This window comes from Sporofaciens sp. St.21A7, assembly GCF_059728535.1.
The window spans coordinates 1,776,171-1,800,039 of the sequence record NZ_BAAGFN010000001.1; the positions used below are offsets into that span (position 1 = coordinate 1,776,171).

Annotated in this window: 16 protein-coding genes; 12 read left to right on the forward strand and 4 right to left on the reverse strand. The window is 48.1% G+C overall.

Annotated elements, in window-relative coordinates; genetic code table 11:
• Positions 1–189: 189 nt before the first annotated feature.
• Positions 190–1,032, forward strand: coding sequence for an acyltransferase domain-containing protein (locus AC6I3O_RS08735; protein WP_497850557.1), 843 nt, complete (start codon positions 190–192; stop codon positions 1,030–1,032).
• 311 nt (positions 1,033–1,343) lie between these two features.
• On the opposite strand, the gene AC6I3O_RS08740 is transcribed toward AC6I3O_RS08735, so the two are convergent.
• Entirely contained in the window at positions 1,344–1,766 is a 423-nt protein-coding gene (locus AC6I3O_RS08740) for a hypothetical protein (RefSeq protein ID WP_497850558.1), read from the reverse strand.
• Between the two features lie 270 nt (positions 1,767–2,036).
• Between AC6I3O_RS08740 and leuS the strand changes: the two genes are divergently transcribed.
• The 3 genes from leuS (at position 2,037) to AC6I3O_RS08755 (ending at position 6,016) form a co-directional block, all read left to right on the forward strand.
• Positions 2,037–4,478 (forward strand): leucine--tRNA ligase, encoded by a 2,442-nt coding sequence (leuS, locus tag AC6I3O_RS08745; RefSeq protein WP_497850559.1) that lies wholly within the window; start codon positions 2,037–2,039, stop codon positions 4,476–4,478.
• Positions 4,479–4,614: 136 nt separating this feature from the next.
• Entirely contained in the window at positions 4,615–5,559 is a 945-nt protein-coding gene (locus AC6I3O_RS08750) for a hypothetical protein (RefSeq protein WP_497850560.1), read from the forward strand.
• Positions 5,540–6,016: a GNAT family N-acetyltransferase gene (locus AC6I3O_RS08755; protein WP_497850561.1), complete on the forward strand. Its 477-nt coding sequence runs from the start codon at positions 5,540–5,542 to the stop codon at positions 6,014–6,016. The genes AC6I3O_RS08750 and AC6I3O_RS08755 overlap by 20 nt, the downstream gene beginning before the upstream one ends.
• On the opposite strand, the gene AC6I3O_RS08760 is transcribed toward AC6I3O_RS08755, so the two are convergent.
• Positions 5,977–6,636, reverse strand: coding sequence for a YkgJ family cysteine cluster protein (locus tag AC6I3O_RS08760; RefSeq protein ID WP_497850562.1), 660 nt, complete (start codon positions 6,634–6,636; stop codon positions 5,977–5,979). The genes AC6I3O_RS08755 and AC6I3O_RS08760 overlap by 40 nt on opposite strands.
• Positions 6,637–6,728: 92 nt before the next feature.
• On the opposite strand from AC6I3O_RS08760, the gene AC6I3O_RS08765 reads away from it, so the two are divergent.
• The 4 genes from AC6I3O_RS08765 to glf all read left to right on the forward strand — a co-directional run bounded on the left by AC6I3O_RS08765 (position 6,729) and on the right by glf (position 14,184).
• Positions 6,729–7,991 carry an exonuclease SbcCD subunit D gene (locus tag AC6I3O_RS08765; protein ID WP_497850563.1) on the forward strand — a complete coding sequence of 421 codons (1,263 nt, stop codon included), beginning with the start codon at positions 6,729–6,731 and terminating at the stop codon, positions 7,989–7,991.
• A gap of 3 nt (positions 7,992–7,994) precedes the next feature.
• Positions 7,995–11,219, forward strand: a complete 3,225-nt coding sequence (locus tag AC6I3O_RS08770; RefSeq protein WP_497850564.1) for an AAA family ATPase — start codon at positions 7,995–7,997, stop codon at positions 11,217–11,219.
• A gap of 98 nt (positions 11,220–11,317) precedes the next feature.
• Positions 11,318–13,018 carry an AAA family ATPase gene (locus AC6I3O_RS08775; protein WP_497850565.1) on the forward strand — a complete coding sequence of 567 codons (1,701 nt, stop codon included), beginning with the start codon at positions 11,318–11,320 and terminating at the stop codon, positions 13,016–13,018.
• A 41-nt stretch (positions 13,019–13,059) separates the two neighbouring features.
• Positions 13,060–14,184 (forward strand): UDP-galactopyranose mutase, encoded by a 1,125-nt coding sequence (gene glf / locus AC6I3O_RS08780; protein WP_497850566.1) that lies wholly within the window; start codon positions 13,060–13,062, stop codon positions 14,182–14,184.
• A gap of 90 nt (positions 14,185–14,274) precedes the next feature.
• Here glf and pyrG read toward each other — a convergent pair whose 3' ends face one another.
• Together pyrG and AC6I3O_RS08790 are read right to left on the reverse strand one after the other, a co-directional pair.
• Complete coding sequence (pyrG, locus tag AC6I3O_RS08785) at positions 14,275–15,879, reverse strand: CTP synthase (protein ID WP_497850567.1); 1,605 nt, start codon at positions 15,877–15,879, stop codon at positions 14,275–14,277.
• Between the two features lie 22 nt (positions 15,880–15,901).
• Positions 15,902–17,395 (reverse strand): DUF1846 domain-containing protein, encoded by a 1,494-nt coding sequence (locus AC6I3O_RS08790; RefSeq protein ID WP_497850568.1) that lies wholly within the window; start codon positions 17,393–17,395, stop codon positions 15,902–15,904.
• A gap of 555 nt (positions 17,396–17,950) precedes the next feature.
• Here AC6I3O_RS08790 and ftsH point away from each other — a divergent pair.
• The 4 genes from ftsH (at position 17,951) to AC6I3O_RS08810 (ending at position 23,866) form a co-directional block, all read left to right on the forward strand.
• Positions 17,951–19,912, forward strand: coding sequence for an ATP-dependent zinc metalloprotease FtsH (ftsH, locus tag AC6I3O_RS08795; protein ID WP_497850569.1), 1,962 nt, complete (start codon positions 17,951–17,953; stop codon positions 19,910–19,912).
• Between the two features lie 141 nt (positions 19,913–20,053).
• The gene (gene uvrC / locus AC6I3O_RS08800) at positions 20,054–21,892 is read left to right on the forward strand and encodes an excinuclease ABC subunit UvrC (protein ID WP_497850570.1); all 1,839 of its coding nucleotides are present in this window, start codon (positions 20,054–20,056) and stop codon (positions 21,890–21,892) included.
• Positions 21,893–21,989: 97 nt separating this feature from the next.
• Positions 21,990–22,916, forward strand: coding sequence for an HPr(Ser) kinase/phosphatase (gene hprK, locus AC6I3O_RS08805; protein ID WP_497850571.1), 927 nt, complete (start codon positions 21,990–21,992; stop codon positions 22,914–22,916).
• Between the two features lie 17 nt (positions 22,917–22,933).
• Positions 22,934–23,866 (forward strand): ROK family glucokinase, encoded by a 933-nt coding sequence (locus AC6I3O_RS08810; RefSeq protein ID WP_497850572.1) that lies wholly within the window; start codon positions 22,934–22,936, stop codon positions 23,864–23,866.
• Positions 23,867–23,869: the final 3 nt, after the last annotated feature.

Sequence of the window (23,869 nt, forward strand, 5' to 3'; positions counted from 1 at the left end):
TCGCCCATCTGCCGCGTTGGATTCACTTAACGGTCGGTCATAAGGAATCCTCCCGCAAGCGGGTCCCTCCTTGTGACAACAGCCACCGCTACGCCCTTGAAAATCCGCCTTGCTGATGAACGAATATCCTGCGGTGTTTCGCCAGATATAATGGAGATAGTACAATCGATTGGGAGGAGGGTTGCCATAATGAAAATGACGATGGAAAGGTTATGCCAACTGATTCAGCTGCAGCCTGAAATCATAAAAAGACTGGAAGTAACCGCCAGCCGAATGGATTTTGCCCAGATAGAGTGTGACCTGAACCGGCTGCTTGACAAGGAATTAGCAGAACCGGCATACCATCGCTTAGAAGCTGCTTTCCAGGATGATGCGGACCATTTCAAGATGCTCTGCTGTCAGTTAGAATGTGCCTGCTGCACATATGACGGATATCTGGAAAAAGGAATTCCGGAAACAATTTACATTGATACCATGAAATGTTTCCCCAGATTTATCCGGGAATGTGAAGAGAAAAACGGCCGCATGTTTTTTGACAGAGGATGGTGGACTTACAGGCAGCTTTGCATGAGCTTGTTCCGCATCGGGGCATTGGAATATCAGTTCAAAAACTACGGCGGTGAAGATGTGATTGCGCTCCATATACCGTCGGATGCGGACTTGTCGGAGGAATCTGTGGATGTTTCCATAGAACAGGCAAATCAGTTTTTCGCCGCATATTACAGGGATTACAAATATTGCAAATATACCTGTAATTCCTGGCTTCTGTCCCAGGCGTTAAAGCCGCTGCTGCCGGAAAAGTCGAATATCCTATCCTTTCAGGAGAGATTTGAGATTGTGGAAGAAGACAGGGAGGATCAAGGGTATCTGGAATGGCTGTTTCAGGTTCCGCCGGATACGGAGCATAAGAATCTGCCGTCTGTGACCAGATTACAGAAAAAGGCCAGGGAACTGCTCCTAAATGGAGGGAAAATCGGTTCGGCATACGGAATTATGGGACGGTGGCCAGCCTTGACGCCACAATCTTCATAAATAAAAAGACGGGGATACCGGGAAATGTTGCATTGTCTGTAATATATGCCATCCTTCTTTACCGAAGATACCATATTGTCGGACAACCGCATTTCCCGGTGTACTAGTACATCGAAAATTAAATAACTGCTATATTCACGCAGGATATGCTTTTGAGAGTGCAGAGCAAAAAACGTAGGCGTAGCGGGCTACGCTGAGGCTTTTTGCTCTGTGCTATCGGAAGCATAGACAAGTGAAGATGGCAGTTATTAATTATTCGATGTACTAGTATTATATGGTTATGTCGCTTTCAAATAAAATATTGTACCCAATTAATTCAGATAGCTGTATCCGCCTTCCTGGATTCCTGTCAGCTCACTCTTGTCAGCGCTGAGGCTCACAAAGAATTCGATCCCGCACTCTGTTGAAATCTTTTTCAGCCTTTCAACAAAATCCGGCACATTCGCAAGGGAGATGTCGGCATGCTTCATAACGCCGTCAATGAAGACGCACTCGATATCATGGTTAGAACTGTACATACCGTACAAAAAGCCTATGTATTCGTCCGTGTTCGTAATGGAGGTGAAGTCATCCATGCAGATTGTCCGGATATCAAATGTAACACTCGCTGTGTCTCTATGGGTTTTCTTGATAAATACAACGTTGCCGTTACATTCCTTTGCTTTCTTATTCGCAAGCTCGATCATTTTCTGTGTCTTTCCGCTCCCTTTTGGGCCAGTCAATAAATTTACCATCGTAAACCTCTCCTTTATGTATTATTCAGTTACTGAAATCATCAGTATGATCCGTGTACAACTATTATACACTAAACAGGCAGACGGAACAACTATAATTGTGACTTTTGTATAAGAAAATATTACTTGACTTATTTTTACATTCTTCATATAATAAGTAGGAAATAGAGCAGATGAAGAAGTGTGCAGATTCTAAGCCTTTTCGTCTCGGTGGAGATGCAAAGGCTTTTTATATCCTGGCATATGAGAATTATTTTTTGAAAGAGAGGAATGAATATCGTGTCGAAGATAATACCTTACAACCATAAGGCGATTGAGAAGAAATGGCGTGAGAACTGGGAGAAGAACCCGGTCAATGTCAAGGTCGATGAGAATGGGAAAGAACGTCAGAAGTACTATTGTCTGGACATGTTCCCTTATCCATCCGGAAATGGGCTTCATGTGGGGCATTGGAGAGGGTATGTAATTTCTGATGTATGGAGCAGGTATAAGCTGCAGCAGGGATACTATATCATCCACCCTATGGGATGGGATGCGTTCGGGCTTCCGGCAGAGAACTATGCTATCAAGATGGGCGTGCATCCGGCGATTTCCACGGCGGAGAATGTAAGGAATATCAAGAAGCAGATCAATGAGATTGCGGCGCTGTATGACTGGGACAGGGAGGTGAATACCACTGACCCGGAATTTTATAAATGGACCCAGTGGATTTTCGTAAAGATGTTCAAGGAAGGGCTTGCTTATGAGAAGGAATTCCCGATTAACTGGTGCCCGTCCTGTAAGACCGGCCTTGCCAATGAAGAGGTCGTGAATGGCAAATGCGAACGCTGCGGGGCTGAGGTCACGAAGAAGAACCTCCGTCAGTGGATGCTGAAGATTACAGCGTATGCGGAGCGGCTGCTTAATGACCTTGATAAGCTGGATTGGCCGGAGAAGGTCAAGAAGATGCAGTCGGATTGGATTGGAAAATCTTACGGCGCGGAGGTGGACTTCCCGATAGAAGGAAGGGACGAGAAGATTACGGTCTACACCACAAGGCCGGATACGTTGTTCGGAGCGACGTTCATGGTACTGGCTCCAGAGCATGAGCTGGCGAAAAGCCTGTCTACGGACGAGACGAGGGACGCTGTGGAGAAATATATCCTCGAGGCATCCATGAAGTCCAATGTGGACCGTATGCAGGATAAGGAAAAGACGGGCGTGTTTACCGGTAGTTATGCCGTCAATCCGTTAAATGGAGAAAAGACGCCAATTTGGCTGTCAGATTACGTGTTGGCGGATTATGGTACGGGAGCGATTATGTGCGTACCGGCCCATGACGACCGTGATTTCGAGTTTGCGACGAAGTTCGGGATTCCGATTGTGCAGGTTATTGCCAAGGACGGACAGGCAATTGAGCATATGACGGAGGCTTATACCGAGGCAAGCGGAACCATGATTAATTCCGGAGAATGGAACGGGATGGAGTCTGCGGTCCTGAAAAAAGAAGCGCCCCATATCATCGAGGAGCGGGGAATCGGGCGCGCGACTGTGAATTATAAGCTACGCGACTGGGTATTTTCACGCCAGCGCTACTGGGGGGAGCCGATTCCAATCGTACACTGCCCGGACTGCGGCAATGTACCGGTCCCGGAGGAAGAGCTGCCGTTGCGCCTGCCGGAGGTAGAGTCCTATGAGCCGACAGGGACAGGCGAGTCTCCCCTTGCCGGAATTGAGGAGTGGGTGAACTGCAAGTGCCCGGTATGTGGAAAACCTGCGAAGCGGGAGACTAATACCATGCCCCAGTGGGCGGGGTCTTCTTGGTATTTCCTGCGGTATGTGGACAACCATAATGACAAGGAACTGGTTTCCAGGGAGAAGGCGGACGCGCTGCTTCCGGTAGATATGTATATCGGCGGCGTGGAACATGCGGTGCTTCATCTGCTGTATTCCCGTTTCTATACGAAATTCCTGTGCGATATCGGAGCGATTGATTTCGACGAGCCGTTTCAGAAGTTGTTCAATCAGGGGATGATTACGGGAAAGAACGGAATCAAGATGAGCAAGTCCAAAGGAAATGTGGTGTCTCCGGATGATCTGGTGCGGGATTACGGATGTGATTCCCTGCGGATGTACGAGCTGTTCGTAGGACCGCCGGAGTTAGATGCCGAGTGGGACGACCGGGGGATTGACGGTGTGAACCGTTTCCTGAAGCGTGTCTGGAACCTTGTGATGGACAGTAAGGATCAGGATGTCAAGGCATCGAAGGCGATGGTCAAGGAGCGACATAGGCTGGTGTGCGATATTACGAAGCGGCTGGAGAGCTTTAGCTTGAACACGGCGATTTCCGGTTTCATGGAGCACAATAACAACCTGATTGAGATTGCGAAGAAAGAGGGCGGCATTGACAAAGAGACGCTTTCCACCATGGCGGTTCTGCTGTCACCCTTTGCCCCCCATATGGCGGAAGAGATTTGGGAGCAGTTAGGGCATGAAGGAAGCGTGTTTACTGCGGGATGGCCTACCTATGATGAAGAGCTAATGAAGGATGATGAGATTGAAGTTCCGGTGCAGATTAACGGGAAGACGAGAGCCGTGATTTCGGTAGCGGCGGATATCTCCAAGGAGGATGCGATTGCGGCGGGGAAGGCGGCAGTGGCGGATAAGCTGACGGGGACGATTGTGAAAGAGATTTATGTTCCTAAGAAGATTATCAATATTGTGCAGAAATAATTGAGAAGAGATGGCGTAGATGGTGGAAACATTATCTGCGCCGTCTTTTTAAATAAATGGGCATCCTTTTTGGCGGTTCTGTGTTATAATGAATTTGTCCGGGATAGATTTTACAAGTCATAGGAGGAATTTTGTAATGGAATTGGAAGTAAAAAAGCGAAGAGCGCAGCTGTATCGGTATCAGGCAGCCGGATTTTTCATCTGTATCCTTGGGGCAGTCTATGTGTTTTATATGGTATTCGGGATTGACTCCTACGTTATGGCATGGAGATTCGGCAGCGTTATTTTTGTGCTGGTTACGGCAAGCGTCTGTATCGTATATGCACTGATTGAAGCGATTGCCTGCCTTATCATACGCCTTGGCTCAGTCAAAATTGCAGAAATCCTAGCTACGGAATGCGACCCGTTTTTATATGAGGCATGTATCCGCAGAAACAGCATGGTATTGTATAAAGACAGAATCCTATGCAATATCGCCCTGGCACAGCACAGCCAGGGGAATTACGACCGGGCATGGGAGACCTTGCAGGGAATCAATCCCCGTAAGCTGAAAGGAATCTTCCGGGCGAATTATTATATTCTATTATCTGACCAGTATTTTAAGAGAGGAATGGGAATGCAGGTGCATGAGCTGGAACAAGCATTCCTTAGGAGTATTTCCCGCCAGACACAGTATCAGCAGGAGTATGAACGGATGAACGGCACGGCGGCAGTAACGGACGCCAGGCTTAGAAGAAAGAGGGACTGGAAGTATTTTGAGATGCTGTGTGCAGGCAATAACCTGACAAGGGCGATTGAGAATCAGGATTACCAGTCGGCGTCCAGATTCCTCCATGAGCGGATAGACTTGAACGGGAACGCCGTCAGGCCATGGATGAAAGTGAATTATGCGCTGAAGGAGGCTCAGATTTATCTGGGGCTTGGTGAAAATGAGAGTGCTAAGCTCAGCCTCAACTATGTGGTTTCAAAGGGCAACCGTATGTGGTGCGTACAGGAGGCGCAGAGGATACTTGCGGGTATGGGGACAGAAGAGGAAAAAGCGGAAAAAGCGGAGGGAAACGATGATACGTCAGATTCATAGCCAGGAAGAAAAACAGGCAGCCGCAAGAAAGATACTCGAAGCGCTCCCGGAATGGTTCGGCATCCCCGAATCCAGAGAAGAGTATATCTCGGAAAGTTCGTCACAGTTTGTCTTTGGGGCGTTTGACGCAGAAAACCCGGTGGGGTTCCTGTGCATGAATGAAACCGGAACGGATACCGTAGAGGTATCCGTCATGGGCATATTGAAGGAATACCACCGAAGGGGGATTGGTACAAAGCTGTTTCAAGAGGCGAAAGCATTTGCGGCGTCAAAAGGCTATTCCTTTATCCAAGTGAAGACGGTACAGATGGGAAGGTATCCGGCATACGACGACACCAACCGTTTCTACCTAAGCCTTGGCTTTAAGGAATTTGAAGTATTCCCCACGTTGTGGGACGAGTGGAATCCCTGTCAGGTCTACGTGATGGCGTTGGAGAAGGCATTCAGCCTTCCGTAAAATTCCTGATAAAAATCACCGTCTGCTGCATATGGTTTCAGATAAAACTGCTGTAAAATGAGCATACTGAGTTTTTGGATATTCTCCCCATGTTCAAAATCCATAGCGTATTCCTGCAGAGGTTTTAGGAAATAGTGCCAGTCTGCTATGAATTTCTCATATCGTTTGATATCAGGCGTATCAATCCATTTACGTATCTTGACCTTATTCTTGCCTGGCGCAGGACACTCGTGTATCTGCAGAAAATACTGAAAAGAGTGATTCTCATAGAACCGTCCCAACGGAAAGAGACGGCAGAGTCCGGGGCGTATGGAATGGATGCTGCATCGCCCGCCCCGAAGGAAGACGCAAGCCTCCTCCTTCCCGGTCATCCTGAGGTTGGGGAGGATAACGCCGTCCACTACATTTAATTCGAGACAGGAATTCAATAATTCTTCACAGGATTTCTGTAATCCTGTGGTCAGCCTATGGATATCCAGAGGGTCTAAGACGATAGAATTCCCCATACCGCGGCAGCAGGACGAACATCCCCTGCATCCGTTGCAGTCTGTCTTCGCCATATCGTTGCTCCCGTACAGTTTTCCATCCGACACTTTATTTAAGTCAATCTCCCGTAACATAAATTCTCTCCTTAATAATTGAAAGTAAGTTGGTTTACATACATTAGTATAATGTCCGATGATTTTAAATGTAAATAGAAAGGAACATATTTATGAAATTTTTTCACCTGTCCGACCTGCATATCGGCAAACAGCTTCATCATTACAGTCTGAAAGAGGAGCAGGAGGCCATACTTAGTGAAGTCATAGCCTACGCCCGTTCTCTCTGCCCGGATGCCGTAGTGATTGCAGGGGATATCTATGACCGTTGTGTGCCGTCTGCGGAAGCAGTGGCAGTTTTCGACCGATTCCTTACAAGCCTGTCAGAGATTATCCCTTCTATTCCAGTATTGATTATCAGCGGAAACCATGACTCTGCAGACAGGCTTACATATGCGTCGGATATCTTGAAAAAGCACCAGATTCATCTGTCAGGAAACGTGCCAAGGGATGCGTCAAAGCGGCTTAGGAAGGTCACGCTTTCAGATGCATACGGTGAGGTAGATTTTTATCTTCTGCCATTCATGAAGCCGTCATATGTGCGGAATGTGTTTACGGACGCTCTGAAGCCGTCAGACGAGAAGAAGATATTTGAGGAAGGCCCGCCGCAGACGTATACGGATGCAGTTGAAAAGCTTCTTGCACGGGAAGAAATCGATTATAAAAACCGGAGAAATGTATTGGTCTCCCATCAGTTTTATACGGGAAATGTGTCCGGCACACAGGATGCTTCTGCACCTGCCTGTGAGAAGGAGCCGGCTCTTAGTGATAAGCCTGTATTCTATCCCGCAACCTGCGATTCTGAAACCTTCTGTGTAGGCGGGTTAGAAAACGTAGATATCCGCGCCGTTTGGGAGTTCGACTATGTGGCCCTGGGGCATCTGCACGGAGCCCAGAGCGTGGGAAGCCCCCACATCCGTTACTGCGGGACGCTTCTGAAATATTCTGTCAGCGAATGCAAGCACGAGAAAACGCTTACCGTGGTCACTCTGGGTAAGAAGGGCGAGCCGCCTTTGATTGAGCTTCTGCCCTTACATCCGTTGCGGGATGTGAAAAAGAAAACAGGGAATCTGAAAGACATCATAGAACATGCAGAAGATGACGAACGGGGAGATTACATCAGCGTAACACTGACAGACGAGACAGAACCCTACAAGCCGAAAGAACAGCTTGAGAAGGTATTTAGCCATATCTTGGAAGTCCGCGTAGATAACGGCCGGACAAGGAAAAAGCTGTCAGAATTGGATGAGAAATTGACTTTAAAAGACCCGCTGCAAAATTTTGCCGATTTCTATCAGGAGATGCAGGGGAGGAAGTTAGGAGAAGAGGAACTGGAAATGATGCGTCAGATTTTTGGAAAGGCAAAGGAGGAATAACCCATGAAACCAGTCAGATTAGTGATGTCAGCCTTCGGGTCTTATGGGGAAAAGACGGAGATTGATTTTGCAGATGTGCAGCATGGGCTGTTCCTGATTACCGGGGATACAGGCGCAGGGAAGACGACGGTATTTGACGCAATCACCTATGCCTTGTATGACCAGACCAGCGGCGGGAAACGGGACGGAAACATGATGCGAAGCCAGTATGCGTCGGAAGAGACGGATACGTATGTGGAGTATACCTTCTCCTACCGGGAGGAAATGTATACCATCCGCCGGAATCCAGAATATACGAGACTGGGAAAACGGCGGTATGCAGACGGTTCTCCCAGATATGTGAAGGAATCCCCTAAAGTGGAGCTGGTACTGCCGGATGGGAATGTGTACCGTGGGAAGAAGCGGGAGACAGACCAGAAGATTGTGGAGATTATGGGAATGGATGCAGACCAGTTTACCCAGATTGCCATGATTGCACAGGGGGATTTCCTGAAATTACTCCATGCGGAATCTAAGGAACGCCGACGGATTTTTTCGAGAATCTTCCGGACCGGATTGTATTACCGGGTACAGGAGGAGTTAAAGAGGCGCGCGGGGGTGTTGTACGGCCAGTTGGAGGATAACGTGCGGGCTGCAAAACAAGAGATGGAACGGGTAGAATTTGCAGGAAATCTTTCAAATCCAGACGAAAATCTGGGTGAAGATGCATTTATGGAGCGTTTTAGGGAGCTAAAGGGCTATTCGGTGATTCCTTATGAAGAAGTGATAGAAACATTAGAGGAGATGATAAAAGAAGGGCAAGCCTTAGAAAAAGAGAAGAAAGAGGCGGCCGCATCCCTCCAGAAAAATCTGGACAGGCTGAACGGGAAGAAAAGCGAGGGAGAGACGGTGAACCGTTTGTTTGAGGCCTTTGACCAGGTAAGGCGCAAAGAAGAGGAGCTTGCCGAAGGGCAGGAGGAATGTAAGGAATGGGAAATACGGTTCCATACCGCACAGTGTGCCAAGAAGGTTCAGGTTCAGGAGGAAAGGCTTGTCGCAAGCCGGGAAACGGCAAAGAAGACCAGGGAAAATATCGAAGACATCAGCCATAGGTTGGACGCCGTAAAACACAGGGTTCAGGAGATGCACGAGACAAAATTACGGCGGGAAAAGGAGCTTGCACTGCACGAGAAATCCTGTAATGCTGAGGTGGTAAGGCTGGCGGATGCATTGCCGCAGTATGGCCTGCTTGAGACGTTGAGGGAGCAGTATGCGAAGGAACAAAAGATGCAGAAGAAGCTTCAAAAAGAACTGGATAAGCGAAAAAAAAGGATGGATGATTTAGCAGAACAGAGAGAGGAGGCGCGGCAGCTTCAAGAAAAATTTGCCGCAAGTCCGGGAAGAATGGAAGGCTTGAAACTTAGGGAGGAACAGCTTGCGTCCCTGAACCGGGATTTGGAGAAGCTGGTAATCCAGTGTGGGCAGCTTGTCCAGGAAAGAAAAGAGTTAGAGAGGAGAAAGAAAGAGGCGAAGAAGACCCAGAAGTCTTATCTGGATGCGTTCCAAGCATATGAGGAGCGGTATCAGGCTTTTTTTGCGGAACAGGCAGGAATCCTTGCGGGAGGACTGAAAGACGGCATGCCATGCCCGGTATGTGGTTCCTGCGTACATCCGGATATCCGACGGCTTCCGGAAGGCGCGCCGACGCAGCAGGAAGTAGGACAGGCGAAGAAGAAACGGGAGCAGGCGGAGGAAAAAAGAGAGCAGGCCGTGGCGATGTTCCGGGAACAGGCGGCGAGATTTGAGGCGGGAAGAGAGGCATTTGCCAGAGAATATGTAAGGGTCATGGGGGATGTATTTTCGGGGGAAGAAGGTAGTGAGGATGGGAATACGTTTTCAGGAGAAGACGAGGAGAGGATAAGGAGAAAGATTCAGGAAGTTACTGTAAAGAATAAAGACGCCATGGAGAAAACACAGGCCGAGCTTGTAAGATTGGAGCAAGAGGCGCGGCAGTGTACACAGGCGGCTGAGAACGAAAAGAGAATGAAAGAAGAGATTCACAACCTGGAGCAGTCCTATGGGCAGGAAAAGTTAGAATATGAAGAGTTGTTGTTGGAAGTAAAACGGTTGGAAGCAGAAATCCGGATGAAAGAAGAAAAACTCCCTTTCCCTTCACGGGAACAGGCGAAGGAGCGCATGGATGACTTGACGAATAGGCTGGAGTCGGCGAAGACAGCCTACGGGCAGGCGGAGAAGAAGGAGCGGCAGTCCGTCGAAGAGCTTAGGAAACTGGAAGGGCAGAAGGCTAGCAGTGAAGCGGCGCTTAGGCAGCAGGAGGAAGAAGTAAGGGAATGCCAGACAGGCTATGGGACAATGCTTCAAGCTCAAGGATTTGCTGATGAAACGGCATATCTTGAGGGAAAACTATCATCGGATGAGGCGGCAGGGCTGGAAAGAAAAATCAAGGAATTCTATTTGCTGGTAAAGGAAGTGTCCGGAAGGAAAAAGTCCTTAAAGGAGCAGTTGGAGGGAAAGGAAAGAGCCGATTTAGGGCAGATTGGGGAAATGATCCAGGAGGCGGCTAAGCAGCAGAAGAAAGCTCAGGAAGAGTATGTCCGTCTGTATACCGCGAATCAGAAGAACCGGGAAGTGAGGAGCCGGTTAAAGGATTTTTTTCAAAAGGATGGAGATTTGCAGAGACAGTATGAGATGGTGGGAAACCTAAGCAGGACTGCCAACGGCAATCTAAGCGGGACGGTAAAGCTGGATTTTGAGACATATGTACAGAGGCAGTATTTCAAACAGATTATACATGCCGCAAATAAGAGGCTGGTTCGTATGACCTCAGGTGAATTCATGTTACAGTGCCGGGATGTGAAGAATCTGGCAAACCAGGGGCAAGCCGGATTGGATTTGGATATCTACCACATGGCAAGCGATTCGGTGAGGGATGTGAAGACCCTGTCGGGCGGGGAGTCATTTATGGCTTCGCTCTCTATGGCGTTAGGGTTATCCGATATTGTCCAGAACACGGCAGGGGCAATCCATCTGGATACCATGTTCGTAGACGAGGGATTTGGCTCTCTGGATGATGAGGCCAGGGGGCAGGCAATTCGGATTCTGGCGGAGCTTGCGGATGAGGAGAGGCTTGTGGGAATCATTTCCCATGTGAATGAACTGAAAGAGCAGATAGAGCGTAAACTGGTGGTTACAAGGTCGGAGAAAGGAAGCGCGGCAAAATGGGCATAAACGGATAGAAAATCAATTTGCCAGCGTGATAAGATTTTGGTATAATGTAAAATACTTGAAATTGTAGGTAGGTTTGTGGTTAATAGCGAGGTATTTGTATGAAAAAAGCATTACCAATTGGTGTGGAAAATTTTGAAGATATGGTGAAGTCTGGCTATTACTATGTGGATAAAACGTTATTTATCAAAGAATTGTTGGATCTGAAAGGGAAAGTGAACCTATTTACCCGCCCAAGAAGATTTGGGAAGACGTTGAATTTAAGTATGCTTAGATATTTTTTTGAAGATAGCGGGGATATGGAAAAGAATCGTCAGAATAGAGAACTCTTTCGGGGAATGAAGATTCTGGATGCTGGGGAAAGGTATAGCAGCCAAATGGGAAAGTATCCTGTGATGAATCTGACGCTGAAATCGGCTAAGCAGGAAGATTTTGAGAATGCCTATTATGTACTGCAGGCGGAGATCGCGTCAGAATTTGACAGGCATAGAACTGTCATTGAGCAGGGGAGAGAACGGCTCACGACGAAAGAATATGAGCAATACCTCCATATTGCAGATGAAAAAGCAGATGAAAAGCAGGTTCGGGGTGCGTTGAAGCTATTCAGTAAGTGTATGTATAAGATTACAGGTAAGAATACAGTTATCCTGATTGATGAATATGATGTACCGTTAGAGAATGCGTATTTCAGAGGATTTTATAAAGAAATGGTAGGTTTTATCCGGTCATTATTTGAATCTGCGCTAAAGACGAATGATTATCTGCAGTTTGCCGTTATAACCGGATGTTTGAGGATTTCAAAGGAGAGTATATTTACCGGGCTGAATCATTTGAAGATTATATCTATACTTGACCAGAGATATAGTGAGCATTTTGGTTTCACAGAAGCGGAAGTGGGGCAGATGATGGTGTACTATGGCGTAGAGAGCCGTTTCACGGTTATGAAAGAATGGTATGATGGGTATGCGTTTGGCAGTACAGAGGTCTATAATCCATGGAGTGTAATCAATTTTATGTATGATTTATATGCGGATGTCAATGCATTTCCGCGTCCACATTGGATTAACACCAGTTCTAATGACATCATAAAGGACTTGATAGCCAGGGCGGATAGGGAAACAAAAAGACAGATTGAAACACTTTTAGGTGGTGGGACTTTAGATATTCAGGTTCATGAAGAAGTTACCTACGGGGATATGTATAACAATGGTGAGAATCTGTGGAATTTTCTCTATTTTACAGGATATCTGACGAAAGAGAGTGAGTATTTTAAGGAATCATCTATCTTCTTGCGGGCAAGGATTCCTAATATAGAGGTAAAGACAATTTATCAGAATACTATCCTGAATTGGCTGAAAGATATGATAAAGAAGGAGGATTTTCATGATTTGTACTGTGCAATGGAGAATGGGAATGCCCAGAGGATGACGGATATATTAAATGGTCAGCTTTTCCGAACCATTAGTTTTTATGACAGTGCAGAAAATTTTTATCATGGTTTTTTGACAGGAATATTGAGCCAGAGTGAGAATTATTTGGTGAAGTCTAACCGTGAAACCGGAAATGGCCGTTCTGACATTATGGTGAAAAGTCCTTCGTTGCGGGGGAGGTCATTTATTGTGGAAGTGAAAGTTTCGGATTCGATAGATGATTTGGAGAATGATGCCCAAAAGGCGTTGCAGCAAATCTATGATAAAAGGTATATGGAAGAATTGCGAGAAGAAGGGTATCGGAAGATTGATTGTTATGGGATATCATTTTTCCGGAAGGACTGTGAGGTTCGGTTTGGTAAAGAAGCGTGATTGAGACAGAAATAGTAAGAGAGTAGAGAGGATGAAAAGAGATGAAGTATGATTATTTAATTGTAGGCGCAGGATTGTTCGGATCTATTTTTGCGTATGAGGCGAATAAAGCGGGGAAACGTGTGCTGGTGATTGACCGCAGGAAACATATCGGAGGCAATATTTACACGAAAGAAATGGACGGAATTCAAGTTCATGAGTATGGCGCGCATATTTTCCACACGTCGGACAAGGAGGTGTGGGATTATGTGCAGCAGTTCGCAGAATTTAACCGTTATACCAACAGCCCGGTGGCAAGATATGGGGATGAATTATATAATCTGCCATTTAACATGAATACATTCAGTAAGATGTGGGGAGCCAAGACTCCCAAGGAGGCGAAAGAGATCATCGACAGGCAGATTCAGGAGGCAGGAATCACGGAGCCTAAGAATCTGGAGGAGCAGGCGATTTCTCTGGTAGGGAAGGATATCTATGAAAAGCTGGTGAAAGGTTATACGGAGAAGCAGTGGGGCAAACGGGCGACGGAGCTTCCCAGCTTTATCATCCGACGGCTTCCGGTTCGGTTCGTGTATGATAATAATTATTTTAACGACAAGTATCAGGGAATTCCGATGGGCGGTTATACCCAGATGATTGCAAAGATGTTGGAAGGGATTGAGGTGCGTCTGGATACGGACTTTTTTGCAGAGCGGGAGGAATTAAAGCAGCAGGCAGAGAAGGTTGTATTTACCGGAATGATTGACGCTTATTATGATTATTGTTACGGGGAATTGGAATACCGCAGTTTAAGGTTCGAGACGGAGACATTAGATATGGAGAATTATCAAGGAAATGCGGTGGTCAATTACACGGAATATGAGATACCGTACACGAGGATTATCGAGCATAAGCATTTTGAGTACGGATGTCAGGGAGGATATGGCAATACAGGGGAGAGAAATCCGAAGACGGTCATTACAAGAGAATATCCGGCAGCGTGGGAGAAAGGGGCAGAACCTTATTATCCGATGAACGATGAGAAGAATAATGCCCTTTATGGGAAGTATAAAGCGCTTGCCGAGAAAGAGGAAGGGGTCATCTTCGGCGGGCGTCTGGGGATGTACCGCTATTATGATATGCATCAGGTTGTGGCAGAGGCGTTGAAATGTGTAAGGGAAAATTAGGGAAAAGGGAGGGATTGCCGGAAAATATTACTTTCCGGCAATCCCCCTTTTTCATCTGTCTATGCATTTGTTTTCAGTTCAGGCATAATGTTAGCCGCGGTATTTGAGCGCAGCCTCAATAAATCCGCGGAACAGAGGATGCGGGCGGTTTGGGCGGGATTTTAGTTCCGGATGCGCCTGTGTGGCAATGAACCAGGGATGTTCCGTAATCTCAATCATTTCCACGATATTCCCGTCTGGCGACAGCCCGGAGAGCTTCATGCCATTGGCTGTAAGTTTTTCCCGGTAATCATTATTGACTTCATAGCGATGCCTGTGCCGTTCCCGGACCTCTCTGGTTCCGTACATCTGATATGCCTTGGAATTCTCATCAAGGACACAGGGATAGGAGCCAAGGCGCAGAGTGCCGCCGATATCTTCCACCCCAATCTGTTCCGGCATGATATGGATGACCGGATGAGTGGTGTTAGGGTCTAATTCTGCGCTGTGGGCGTCGTTATATCCCAGCACGTTTCTTGCAAATTCCACGATGGCGAGCTGCATTCCAAGACACAGTCCCAGAAATGGGACGCCGTGGGTGCGGGCGTACCGGATTGCCTCTAATTTTCCGTCAATCCCCCGATGCCCGAAACCGCCGGGGACAAGAATCCCGCTGACATCCTGCATGAGGGCGTCTACGTTTCCGGCAGTCACAGTCTCAGAATCAATCCATTTGATATTCACGGTGGCACGGCTGAAAATACCGCCGTGTTTCAACGCCTCCACCACGCTGATATATGCATCGTGGAGCTGGATATATTTGCCTACCAATGCGATTGTGATTTCCGTGTTGGGGTGTTTCAGGTAATCTACCATCTCCGTCCAGTCCTTCAAATCCGGTTCCGGGCAGTCAAGGTGCAGACATTCACAGACAACACCGGCCAGATTCTCTTCTTCCATTGCCAACGGAGCTTCGTACAGATATTCAACATCCAGATTTTGAAGTACATGGCCAGACGGCACGTTGCAGAATAAGGCAATCTTGTCCTTAATCCCAATATCAAGCGGATGCTCGGAACGGCATACAAGAATGTCCGGCCAGATTCCCATTCCCTGCAAGTCCTTCACACTTGCCTGTGTGGGCTTGGTTTTCATCTCTTGGGATGCGCGCAGATAAGGAATCAATGTAACATGAATGAGAATTACGTTCTCATGCCCTTTCTCGTGCTGGAACTGGCGGATTGCTTCTAAGAATGGCTGGCTCTCAATGTCGCCTACCGTTCCGCCTACCTCGATAATGGCAATCTCCGTATGTTCTGCGGAAGGATTTCGGTAGAATCGGTTTTTGATCTCATTCGTAATATGGGGGATGACTTGAACCGTCCCTCCGCCGAAATCTCCCCGCCGTTCTTTTTGCAGAACAGACCAGTAGATTTTTCCAGTGGTGACGTTGGAATTCTTGCTTAGGCTCTCATCGATGAAACGCTCATAATGTCCCAGGTCCAAATCAGTCTCCGCGCCGTCGTCGGTCACGAACACCTCGCCGTGCTGGACCGGATTCATGGTTCCGGGGTCAATGTTAATATAAGGGTCGAATTTCTGCATGGTCACAGTGTATCCTCGCGCCTTCAAAAGCCGTCCGAGGGATGCGGCTGTGATTCCTTTTCCAAGGCCTGAAACGACCCCGCCGGTTACAAATACATATTTTACTGCCATAATGTCCTCCTAAATAAACACATTATACACCTTTCCCGCCAAAAAATACAGAATTTTTTTCGTACTTCGCCTCAAAGGTCGCCTGGATGGATAATTTTTTGAACTGTTTCATATCCACGGAGCTTACCATAACAGAGGTATGGACCTGGCAGCCCCTTAGCTTGGGAAGCTGTTCCAATGCAAGCCTGGCCGCCGGGTCTGTCGCCGCGCTGACCGAGAGGGCAATCAGGACTTCATCCGTATGGAGCCTGGGATTTTTGCTGCCTTGGTAAAGGGTTTTGAGCCTCTGGATGGGTTCGATTGCCTCCGGGGAAATGACATGGCGTTGATGGTCGAGTCCTGCCAGCTCTTTCAGTGCATTCAAAAGAAGGGCGGCGGAAGCTCCCAGCAGGTTAGAAGTCTTGCCTGTGATGATGCGTCCGTCGTGGAGCATAAGCGCTGCGGCAGGTCCGTTCGTTTCTTCGGCACGCCTATGCGCCGCATCCACCACCGGACGGTCGTGTACATTAATGCCGGCCTGATTCATCAGCATCTCAATCTTCATGACCTCAGAATCGGAACAAGTGCCGAACAGCAGCCGCTTTAAGGAGTCATAATATCTCCGGATGATTTCCTGCCGGGAAGCCTCCCGGCAGGCTTCGTCATCGCAGATGCAGTTTCCCGCCATATTTACCCCCATGTCGGTAGGAGATTTGTAGGGGCTTTCACCGTAAATGCGCTGGAACATGGCGTTCAGCACAGGGAAGATTTCTACATCCCGGTTGTAATTAACGGTAGTCTGCCCGTAAGCCTCCAGATGGAAGGGATCAATCATATTCACATCATTCAGGTCTGCTGTGGCAGCCTCATAAGCAAGGTTCACCGGATGCTTCAGCGGGATATTCCAGATGGGGAACGTCTCGAACTTGGCATAGCCCGCGGAGATTCCCCGCCGGTGTTCCTGATAGAGCTGGGATAAGCAGACTGCCATCTTGCCGCTTCCGGGACCAGGGGCGGTCACGACGGCAAGAGGGCGGGAAGTCTCGATATAATCGTTCTTTCCGTAGCCCTCGTCGCTTACGATATAGGGTACGTTGGAGGGATAACCGGGAATGACGAAATGGCGGTATACCTTGATCCCTAATTTTTCCAGCCGGCTTTTAAAGAGAGTTGCGCTTTCCTGGCCGCCATACTTGGTGATCACGACGCTTCCCACGTAAAGTCCCTGTTCCTGATATGCGGACATCAGCCTAAGCACGTCGGAGTCGTAGGTGATGCCAAGATCGCCCCTGACCTTGTTCTTTTCGATATCCTCTGCGCTGATGGCGATGATAATCTCCGCCTGGTCGGAAAGCTGTTTCAGCATCCTAAGCTTACTGTCCGGCTGGAAACCGGGAAGAACTCGTGAAGCGTGGTAATCGTCGAATAATTTACCGCCGAATTCCAGATATAACTTCTGCCCGAATTGCTCGATACGTTCCCGGATATGGGCTGATTGTGTCTTGAGATACTTTTCATTGTCAAATCCGATTTTCATAGATGATTCCCCTTACTTGTCTTATTTTTCCGCGGCAATCACACGTGCCGGTAATCTCGGAAGAGAAAAGGAAGATGTGCGAATGGTTGGAAAATGTTTGACATATTTATTAAATGTGGTTATAATATATTTAACAGGATAGCCGGAAGGTGATTGCAGCTCACCCAACCCGGCGAAGATTTACAACAAAACTATAAGGAAATAGCCGTCTACTTTGCAGAGAGCAGGACGGCTATTTCTTACTTTTCAGATTCAGAATTCCGATTATCACTAACGCAAAAGTCAGCAGAATCATAAATTCTTCATATGTACTCATAATAATCACCACCTTCCGACAGGATCTCGGATTGGGTGAGAGCACGTCCCCCGGCTACCCAGGTAAATATATTATTATCAATGTCCAGAACTGATTTGATATTAACATAAATTGTAATGAAAAACAATTTAATTGTAAAAATTCCATAAAAAGCATTAAAAAATCAGTCACAGGTAATGTTTGTATTGATTTCCGGCCAGGCTCTCCGTATAATGAAAGGGTAGTACAGGAGGAAGAAGATGGACAACCAGAATAATAATAACCAGAACAACAGGAATCAGAATAATAATAGAAATAATAAGCAGGGCTTATCGTTTGTCATATTGGTGACGCTGGTTACGTCGATCATGGTCATGGCATTGTTCCAGTTTCAGGGAATGGGTGATGATAACGAGATTAGTTACGATGAATTCCTTGAGATGGTAGACGATAAGAAGGTGGAGGAAGTCGTCATCCACAGTACACGTATCGTGATTACGGAAAAGAAAGAGAAGGGGCAGAAGATTGCCAAGGAATACTATACCGGGGTAGTCAGGGATGATTCCCTGCCGGAGCGTCTTGACAAGGCAGGCGTGAAGTTCAGCCAGCAGATTCCGGATACTACTTCTGCCGTTGTGGCGCAGACGCTTCTTACCTTGCTGCCCATTGCGGTGCTGGTAGGCGTTTTCGTCTGGATGACCCGGAAGATGGCGAAGGGCGGCGGAATGATGGGAATCGGCAAGAGCAACGCCAAGATGTATGTGGAGAAGCAGACCGGCGTTACCTTCAAGGATGTTGCAGGGCAGGATGAAGCGAAGGAGTCCTTGCAGGAAGTGGTAGATTTCCTGCATAATCCTGGGAAATACACCAGCGTGGGCGCGAAGCTTCCCAAGGGCGCGCTTCTGGTGGGGCCTCCGGGAACCGGTAAGACGTTACTTGCCAAGGCGGTTGCCGGTGAGGCGAAGGTGCCGTTCTTTTCCCTGAGCGGCTCTGCATTTGTGGAGATGTATGTTGGCGTGGGGGCGTCAAGAGTACGGGATTTGTTCAAGCAGGCGCAGCAGATGGCTCCCTGTATTATATTTATTGACGAGATCGATGCCATTGGAAAGAGCCGGGATAATCAGCTGAACAGCAATGATGAGCGGGAACAGACCCTGAACCAGCTTTTGGCGGAGATGGATGGGTTTGAGAGCAACAAGGGGCTTGTGCTTCTGGCGGCTACCAACCGTCCTGAGATTCTGGACCCGGCGCTTCTTCGTCCGGGACGGTTTGACCGGCGCATTATCGTGGAGAAGCCGGATTTAAAGGGAAGGGTGGATGTCCTGAAGGTACATTCCAAGGATGTACGCATGGATGAGACGGTAGATTTGGAGGCAATCGCGCTGGCGACCAGCGGCGCAGTAGGTTCCGACCTTGCCAATATGATTAACGAGGCGGCGATTAATGCCGTCAAGAATGGCAGGACTGCCGTGTCCCAGGCAGATTTGTTTGAGGCTGTGGAGGTCGTGCTGGTAGGAAAAGAGAAGAAAGACCGTATTATGAGCCAGGAGGAGAGAAGAATCGTCTCCTATCACGAGGTCGGCCATGCGTTGGTGAGCGCATTGCAGAAGGATGCTGAGCCGGTGCAGAAGATTACCATTGTGCCGAGGACCATGGGGGCGCTGGGATATGTGATGCAGACGCCGGAGGAAGAGAAGTTCCTGAATACCAAGAAGGAACTGGACGCAATGCTGGTAGGTCTGCTGGCAGGGCGCGCGGCGGAAGAGATTGTATTTGATACCGTAACGACAGGAGCCTCTAACGATATCGAGAAAGCTACGAAGGTGGCAAGAGCCATGATTACCCAGTATGGTATGAGCGAGAAATTCGGCCTGATTGGACTTGAGTCTATCCAGAACCGATATCTGGACGGAAGGGCAGTCTCAAACTGCGGCCAGAAGACGGCGTCTGAGATTGACCGGGAAGTGATGAAGCTTTTGAAGGATTCTTACGGGGAGGCCAAGAAACTTCTTGCCAGCCACAGGAAGGCGCTGGATAAGATTGCGGCGTTCCTGATTGAGAAAGAGACGATTACCGGAAAAGAATTCATGGAGATTTTCCATGAAGTAGAAGGAATCAATCCGGAAGACAAGAAAGAGAAGAGCGAAGAGAGGATTGCGATGAATCCGGTAGAGACAGAAGAAGACGTATCAGAAGAAGATATATCAGAAGAAAACATATAATAGAAAGCCCGGGAACTTTAGTCGTTCCGGGCTTTTATGCGCAGACGCGTGCAGAGAAAATATGCCGCTGAGGCGGCGCACGGGCCGCGGGCTGAGTAGGGGAAGATGGCTCTTCCTACTCGATTGCAAGAAGGAGTACCTATGTTTGATATCCAGGAAGAGTTAAAGAAATTGCCGGGAAGGCCTGGCGTATACATTATGCATGATGAAACGGACGACATCATCTATGTGGGCAAAGCTATCAGCTTAAAGAACCGTGTCCGGCAGTATTTCCAGAGCAGCCGCAATAAGGGCGCAAAGATTGAGCAGATGGTGACGCACATTGTCCGGTTTGAGTATATTGTCACAGATTCAGAGCTGGAAGCCTTGGTATTAGAGTGTAACTTGATTAAGGAACACCGCCCCAAATACAACACCATGCTGATGGATGATAAATCCTATCCGTTCATTAAGGTGACGGTAGACGAACCCTTCCCGCGGGTCATGCTGGCCAGAAAAATGGTGAAGGATAAGGCAAAATATTTTGGCCCTTACACCAGTGCTGGGGCTGTTAAGGATACCATTGAGCTGATACGGAAACTGTACTGTATCCGAAGCTGCAACCGGAAACTGCCTAAGGATATCGGAAAGGAAAGACCTTGCCTGAATTACCATATCCACCAGTGCAAGGCGCCGTGCCAGGGGTATATTTCCAGGGAAGATTACCGTCAGTCCATACAGGAGGTAGTTCATTTCCTGAACGGGAATTATGATGTGATCTTAAAGGAGTTGGAGCAGAAGATGCAGGAGGCGTCGGAGGCCATGGAATTTGAGAAGGCAATCGAGTACCGGGAACTGCTTGCCAGCGTCCGGAAGATTGCCCAGAAGCAGAAAATCACGGATACGGCGGGAGACGACAGGGACATCCTTGCCGTGGCAGTGGAGGAAGAGGATGCGGTGGTCCAGGTTTTTTTCATCCGGGGCGGAAGGTTGATTGGAAGGGACCATTTCTATCTTAAAATCGTGAAGGGAGAGACAAAGAGCGAGATTCTGTCCAGTTTTATCAAGCAGTTCTATGCAGGGACGCCGTATATACCTGCCGAGCTGATGCTGCCGGAGACTGTGGAAGATATGGAGGTCATCGAAGAGTGGCTGACAAATCGGAGGGGACATCGGGTACATTTACGGATTCCTAAGAAGGGGACGAAGGAGAAGCTGGTGGAGCTTGCCGGTAAGAATGCGGCCCTTGTATTAAGTACGGACAAGGAACGGCTAAAGCGCGAGGAGGGCAGGACCATCGGGGCAGTGAAGGAGCTGGAGAAAATGCTGGGACTTAGGGGAATCCTGCGGATGGAGGCGTTTGATATCTCGAATACCAGCGGGTTTGCATCGGTGGGCTCTATGGTGGTGTATGAGAGGGGGAAACCAAAACGCAATGATTACCGCAAGTTTAAAATCAAGGGAGTTCAGGGGGCGGACGACTATGCCAGCATGGAGGAAGTCCTGACCCGCCGTTTTGAGCATGGGATGCGGGAGCAGGAAGAAGGAAAGGATATAGGGGGATTTACTGCATTCCCGGATTTGATTCTTATGGACGGAGGAAAAGGACAGGTGAATGTTGCGCTCAGGGTATTGGATCAGCTAGGGCTTAACATTCCTGTGTGCGGCATGGTCAAGGACGACAACCATCGTACCAGAGGGTTATATTATCAGAATAAAGAGATTGCAATCGATAAGAATTCCGAGAGTTTCCGGCTGATTACCAGGATTCAGGATGAAGCCCACAGGTTTGCCATTACGTTCCACCGGCAGCTTAGGGGAAAGAATCAGGTACATTCTATATTGGATGATATTAAAGGGGTGGGGCCGGCAAGGAGGAAGGATTTGATGCGGCACTTTGAAAATATTGATGCAATCCGGAATGCCACGGTGGAACAGTTAAAGGAACTTCCGTCAATGAATGAAAAATCTGCACAGGATGTCTATGACTTTTTCCATTGATGTGATATAATCTTAGCGAGGTAAAAATCTGCTGTGCAGAATATGCGGGCGGCAGACAGCCGCCTTAGTTGGTTACAAATTTGGGAAGGAGAAGAGTATGGCAGGTAGAGTTGAGCTGAAAAAAGTTGTGGAGAAGATGGATCTGAAGAATCTTACGCCCAATGTGGATATTGGGGATAAGACTCTTGGGATTCCGGACATTAACCGTCCTGCGCTGCAGCTTACAGGATATTTTGAACATTTTGATTCTGACCGGGTACAGCTGATCGGGTATGTGGAGTATACATTTCTGGAAAAGATGGATGAGGATCATAAGAGGGAGATTTATACCCAGTTATTGTCCTATCCCATTCCATGTATTGTATTTTCAAGGAGTTTAAAGCCGGAACAGATGTTGCTTGAGATGGCGGAAGAAGCGAATATCCCGGTCTTTAATACGGAGAAGAAGACAGCCCAGTTTACGGCGGAGATTATCCGCTGGTTGAATGTGGAACTGGCTCCGTGCATCTCAATCCACGGTGTCTTGGTGGATGTCTATGGTGTCGGAGTCCTGATTATGGGCGAGAGCGGGATTGGAAAGAGCGAAGCTGCGCTTGAGCTGATCAAGAGAGGGCATCGTCTGGTCAGCGACGATGTGGTAGAGATCCGCAAGGTCAGCGATGCGACGCTGGTAGGAACTGCGCCGGATATCACGAGGCATTTTATTGAGCTTAGGGGAATCGGTATTGTGGATGTCAAGACGCTGTATGGTGTACAGAGTGTGCGCGAAACCCAGAATATCGATCTGGTGATTACGCTGGAAGACTGGGATAAGGATAAGAAGTATGACCGTCTGGGCATGGAGGAGGAGTATACGGAATTTCTGGGAAATAAAATCGTATGCCATCAGCTCCCCATCCGTCCGGGACGAAATCTGGCAATCATTGTGGAGACGGCGGCGATTAACTACCGGCAGAAGAAGATGGGATACAATGCCGCACAGGAATTGTATAAGAGGGTACAACGGAACCTAACGAAAAAATAGTAAGAGAGGGCAAGAGGATGAATTATTGTTTTGGTGTTGATATCGGTGGGACTACGGTGAAGATCGGACTCTTTCAGACAGATGGGGAGTTGGTCGATAAGTGGGAGATTAAGACCCGTACCGAGAACGGGGGAGAAGCAATCCTTCCAGACGTGGCAGAAGCTTTGAAAAAGAAGATGGAGGAGAAGGGGCTTGACGATTCCCAGATATCGGGAATCGGAATCGGGATTCCGGCTCCTGTGGATGAAAATGGGGTTGTGCAGAAAACGGCGAATCTGGGATGGGGATACAAGGAAGTGAGCCGTGAGATGGAAGAATTGACTGGCATGAAGGTTGCGGCAGGCAATGACGCTAATGTGGCGGCTCTTGGAGAGATGTGGCTAGGCGCCGGGAAAGGGAATAAGAATATGATTATGGTCACGCTTGGCACGGGTGTCGGCGGAGGCGTCATCGTGAATGGGCAGCCGTTGATTGGAGCCAACGGTGCAGGCGGTGAGATAGGGCATCTCTGTGTGAATTATGAAGAGACGGCCAGGTGCGGCTGTGGGAATCATGGGTGTTTAGAGCAGTATGCGTCGGCAACCGGGATTGCCCGTCTTGCGAAGATGCGGCTTGAGAAGGATGATAAGGAATCTGCGCTTCGCAGTGTAGATAAGGTGGATGCAAAAGCAGTGTTTGATGCGCTGAAAGAAGGCGACCAGATGTCTGAGGAGATCGTGGAAGAATTTGGCTCTTATCTTGGGCATGCTCTGGCGAACCTTGCGGCTGTGACCGATCCTTCTGCAATCGTGATTGGCGGAGGGGTGTCCAAGGCGGGAGACATTCTTCTTGGTTATATCGAAAAATATTTTATGGAGAAAGCGTTCTTTGCCAATAAGAAGACGAAGTTTGTATTGGCAGAGTTAGGGAATGATGCGGGAATCTGTGGAGCGGCGAAGCTGATTTTATAAAAT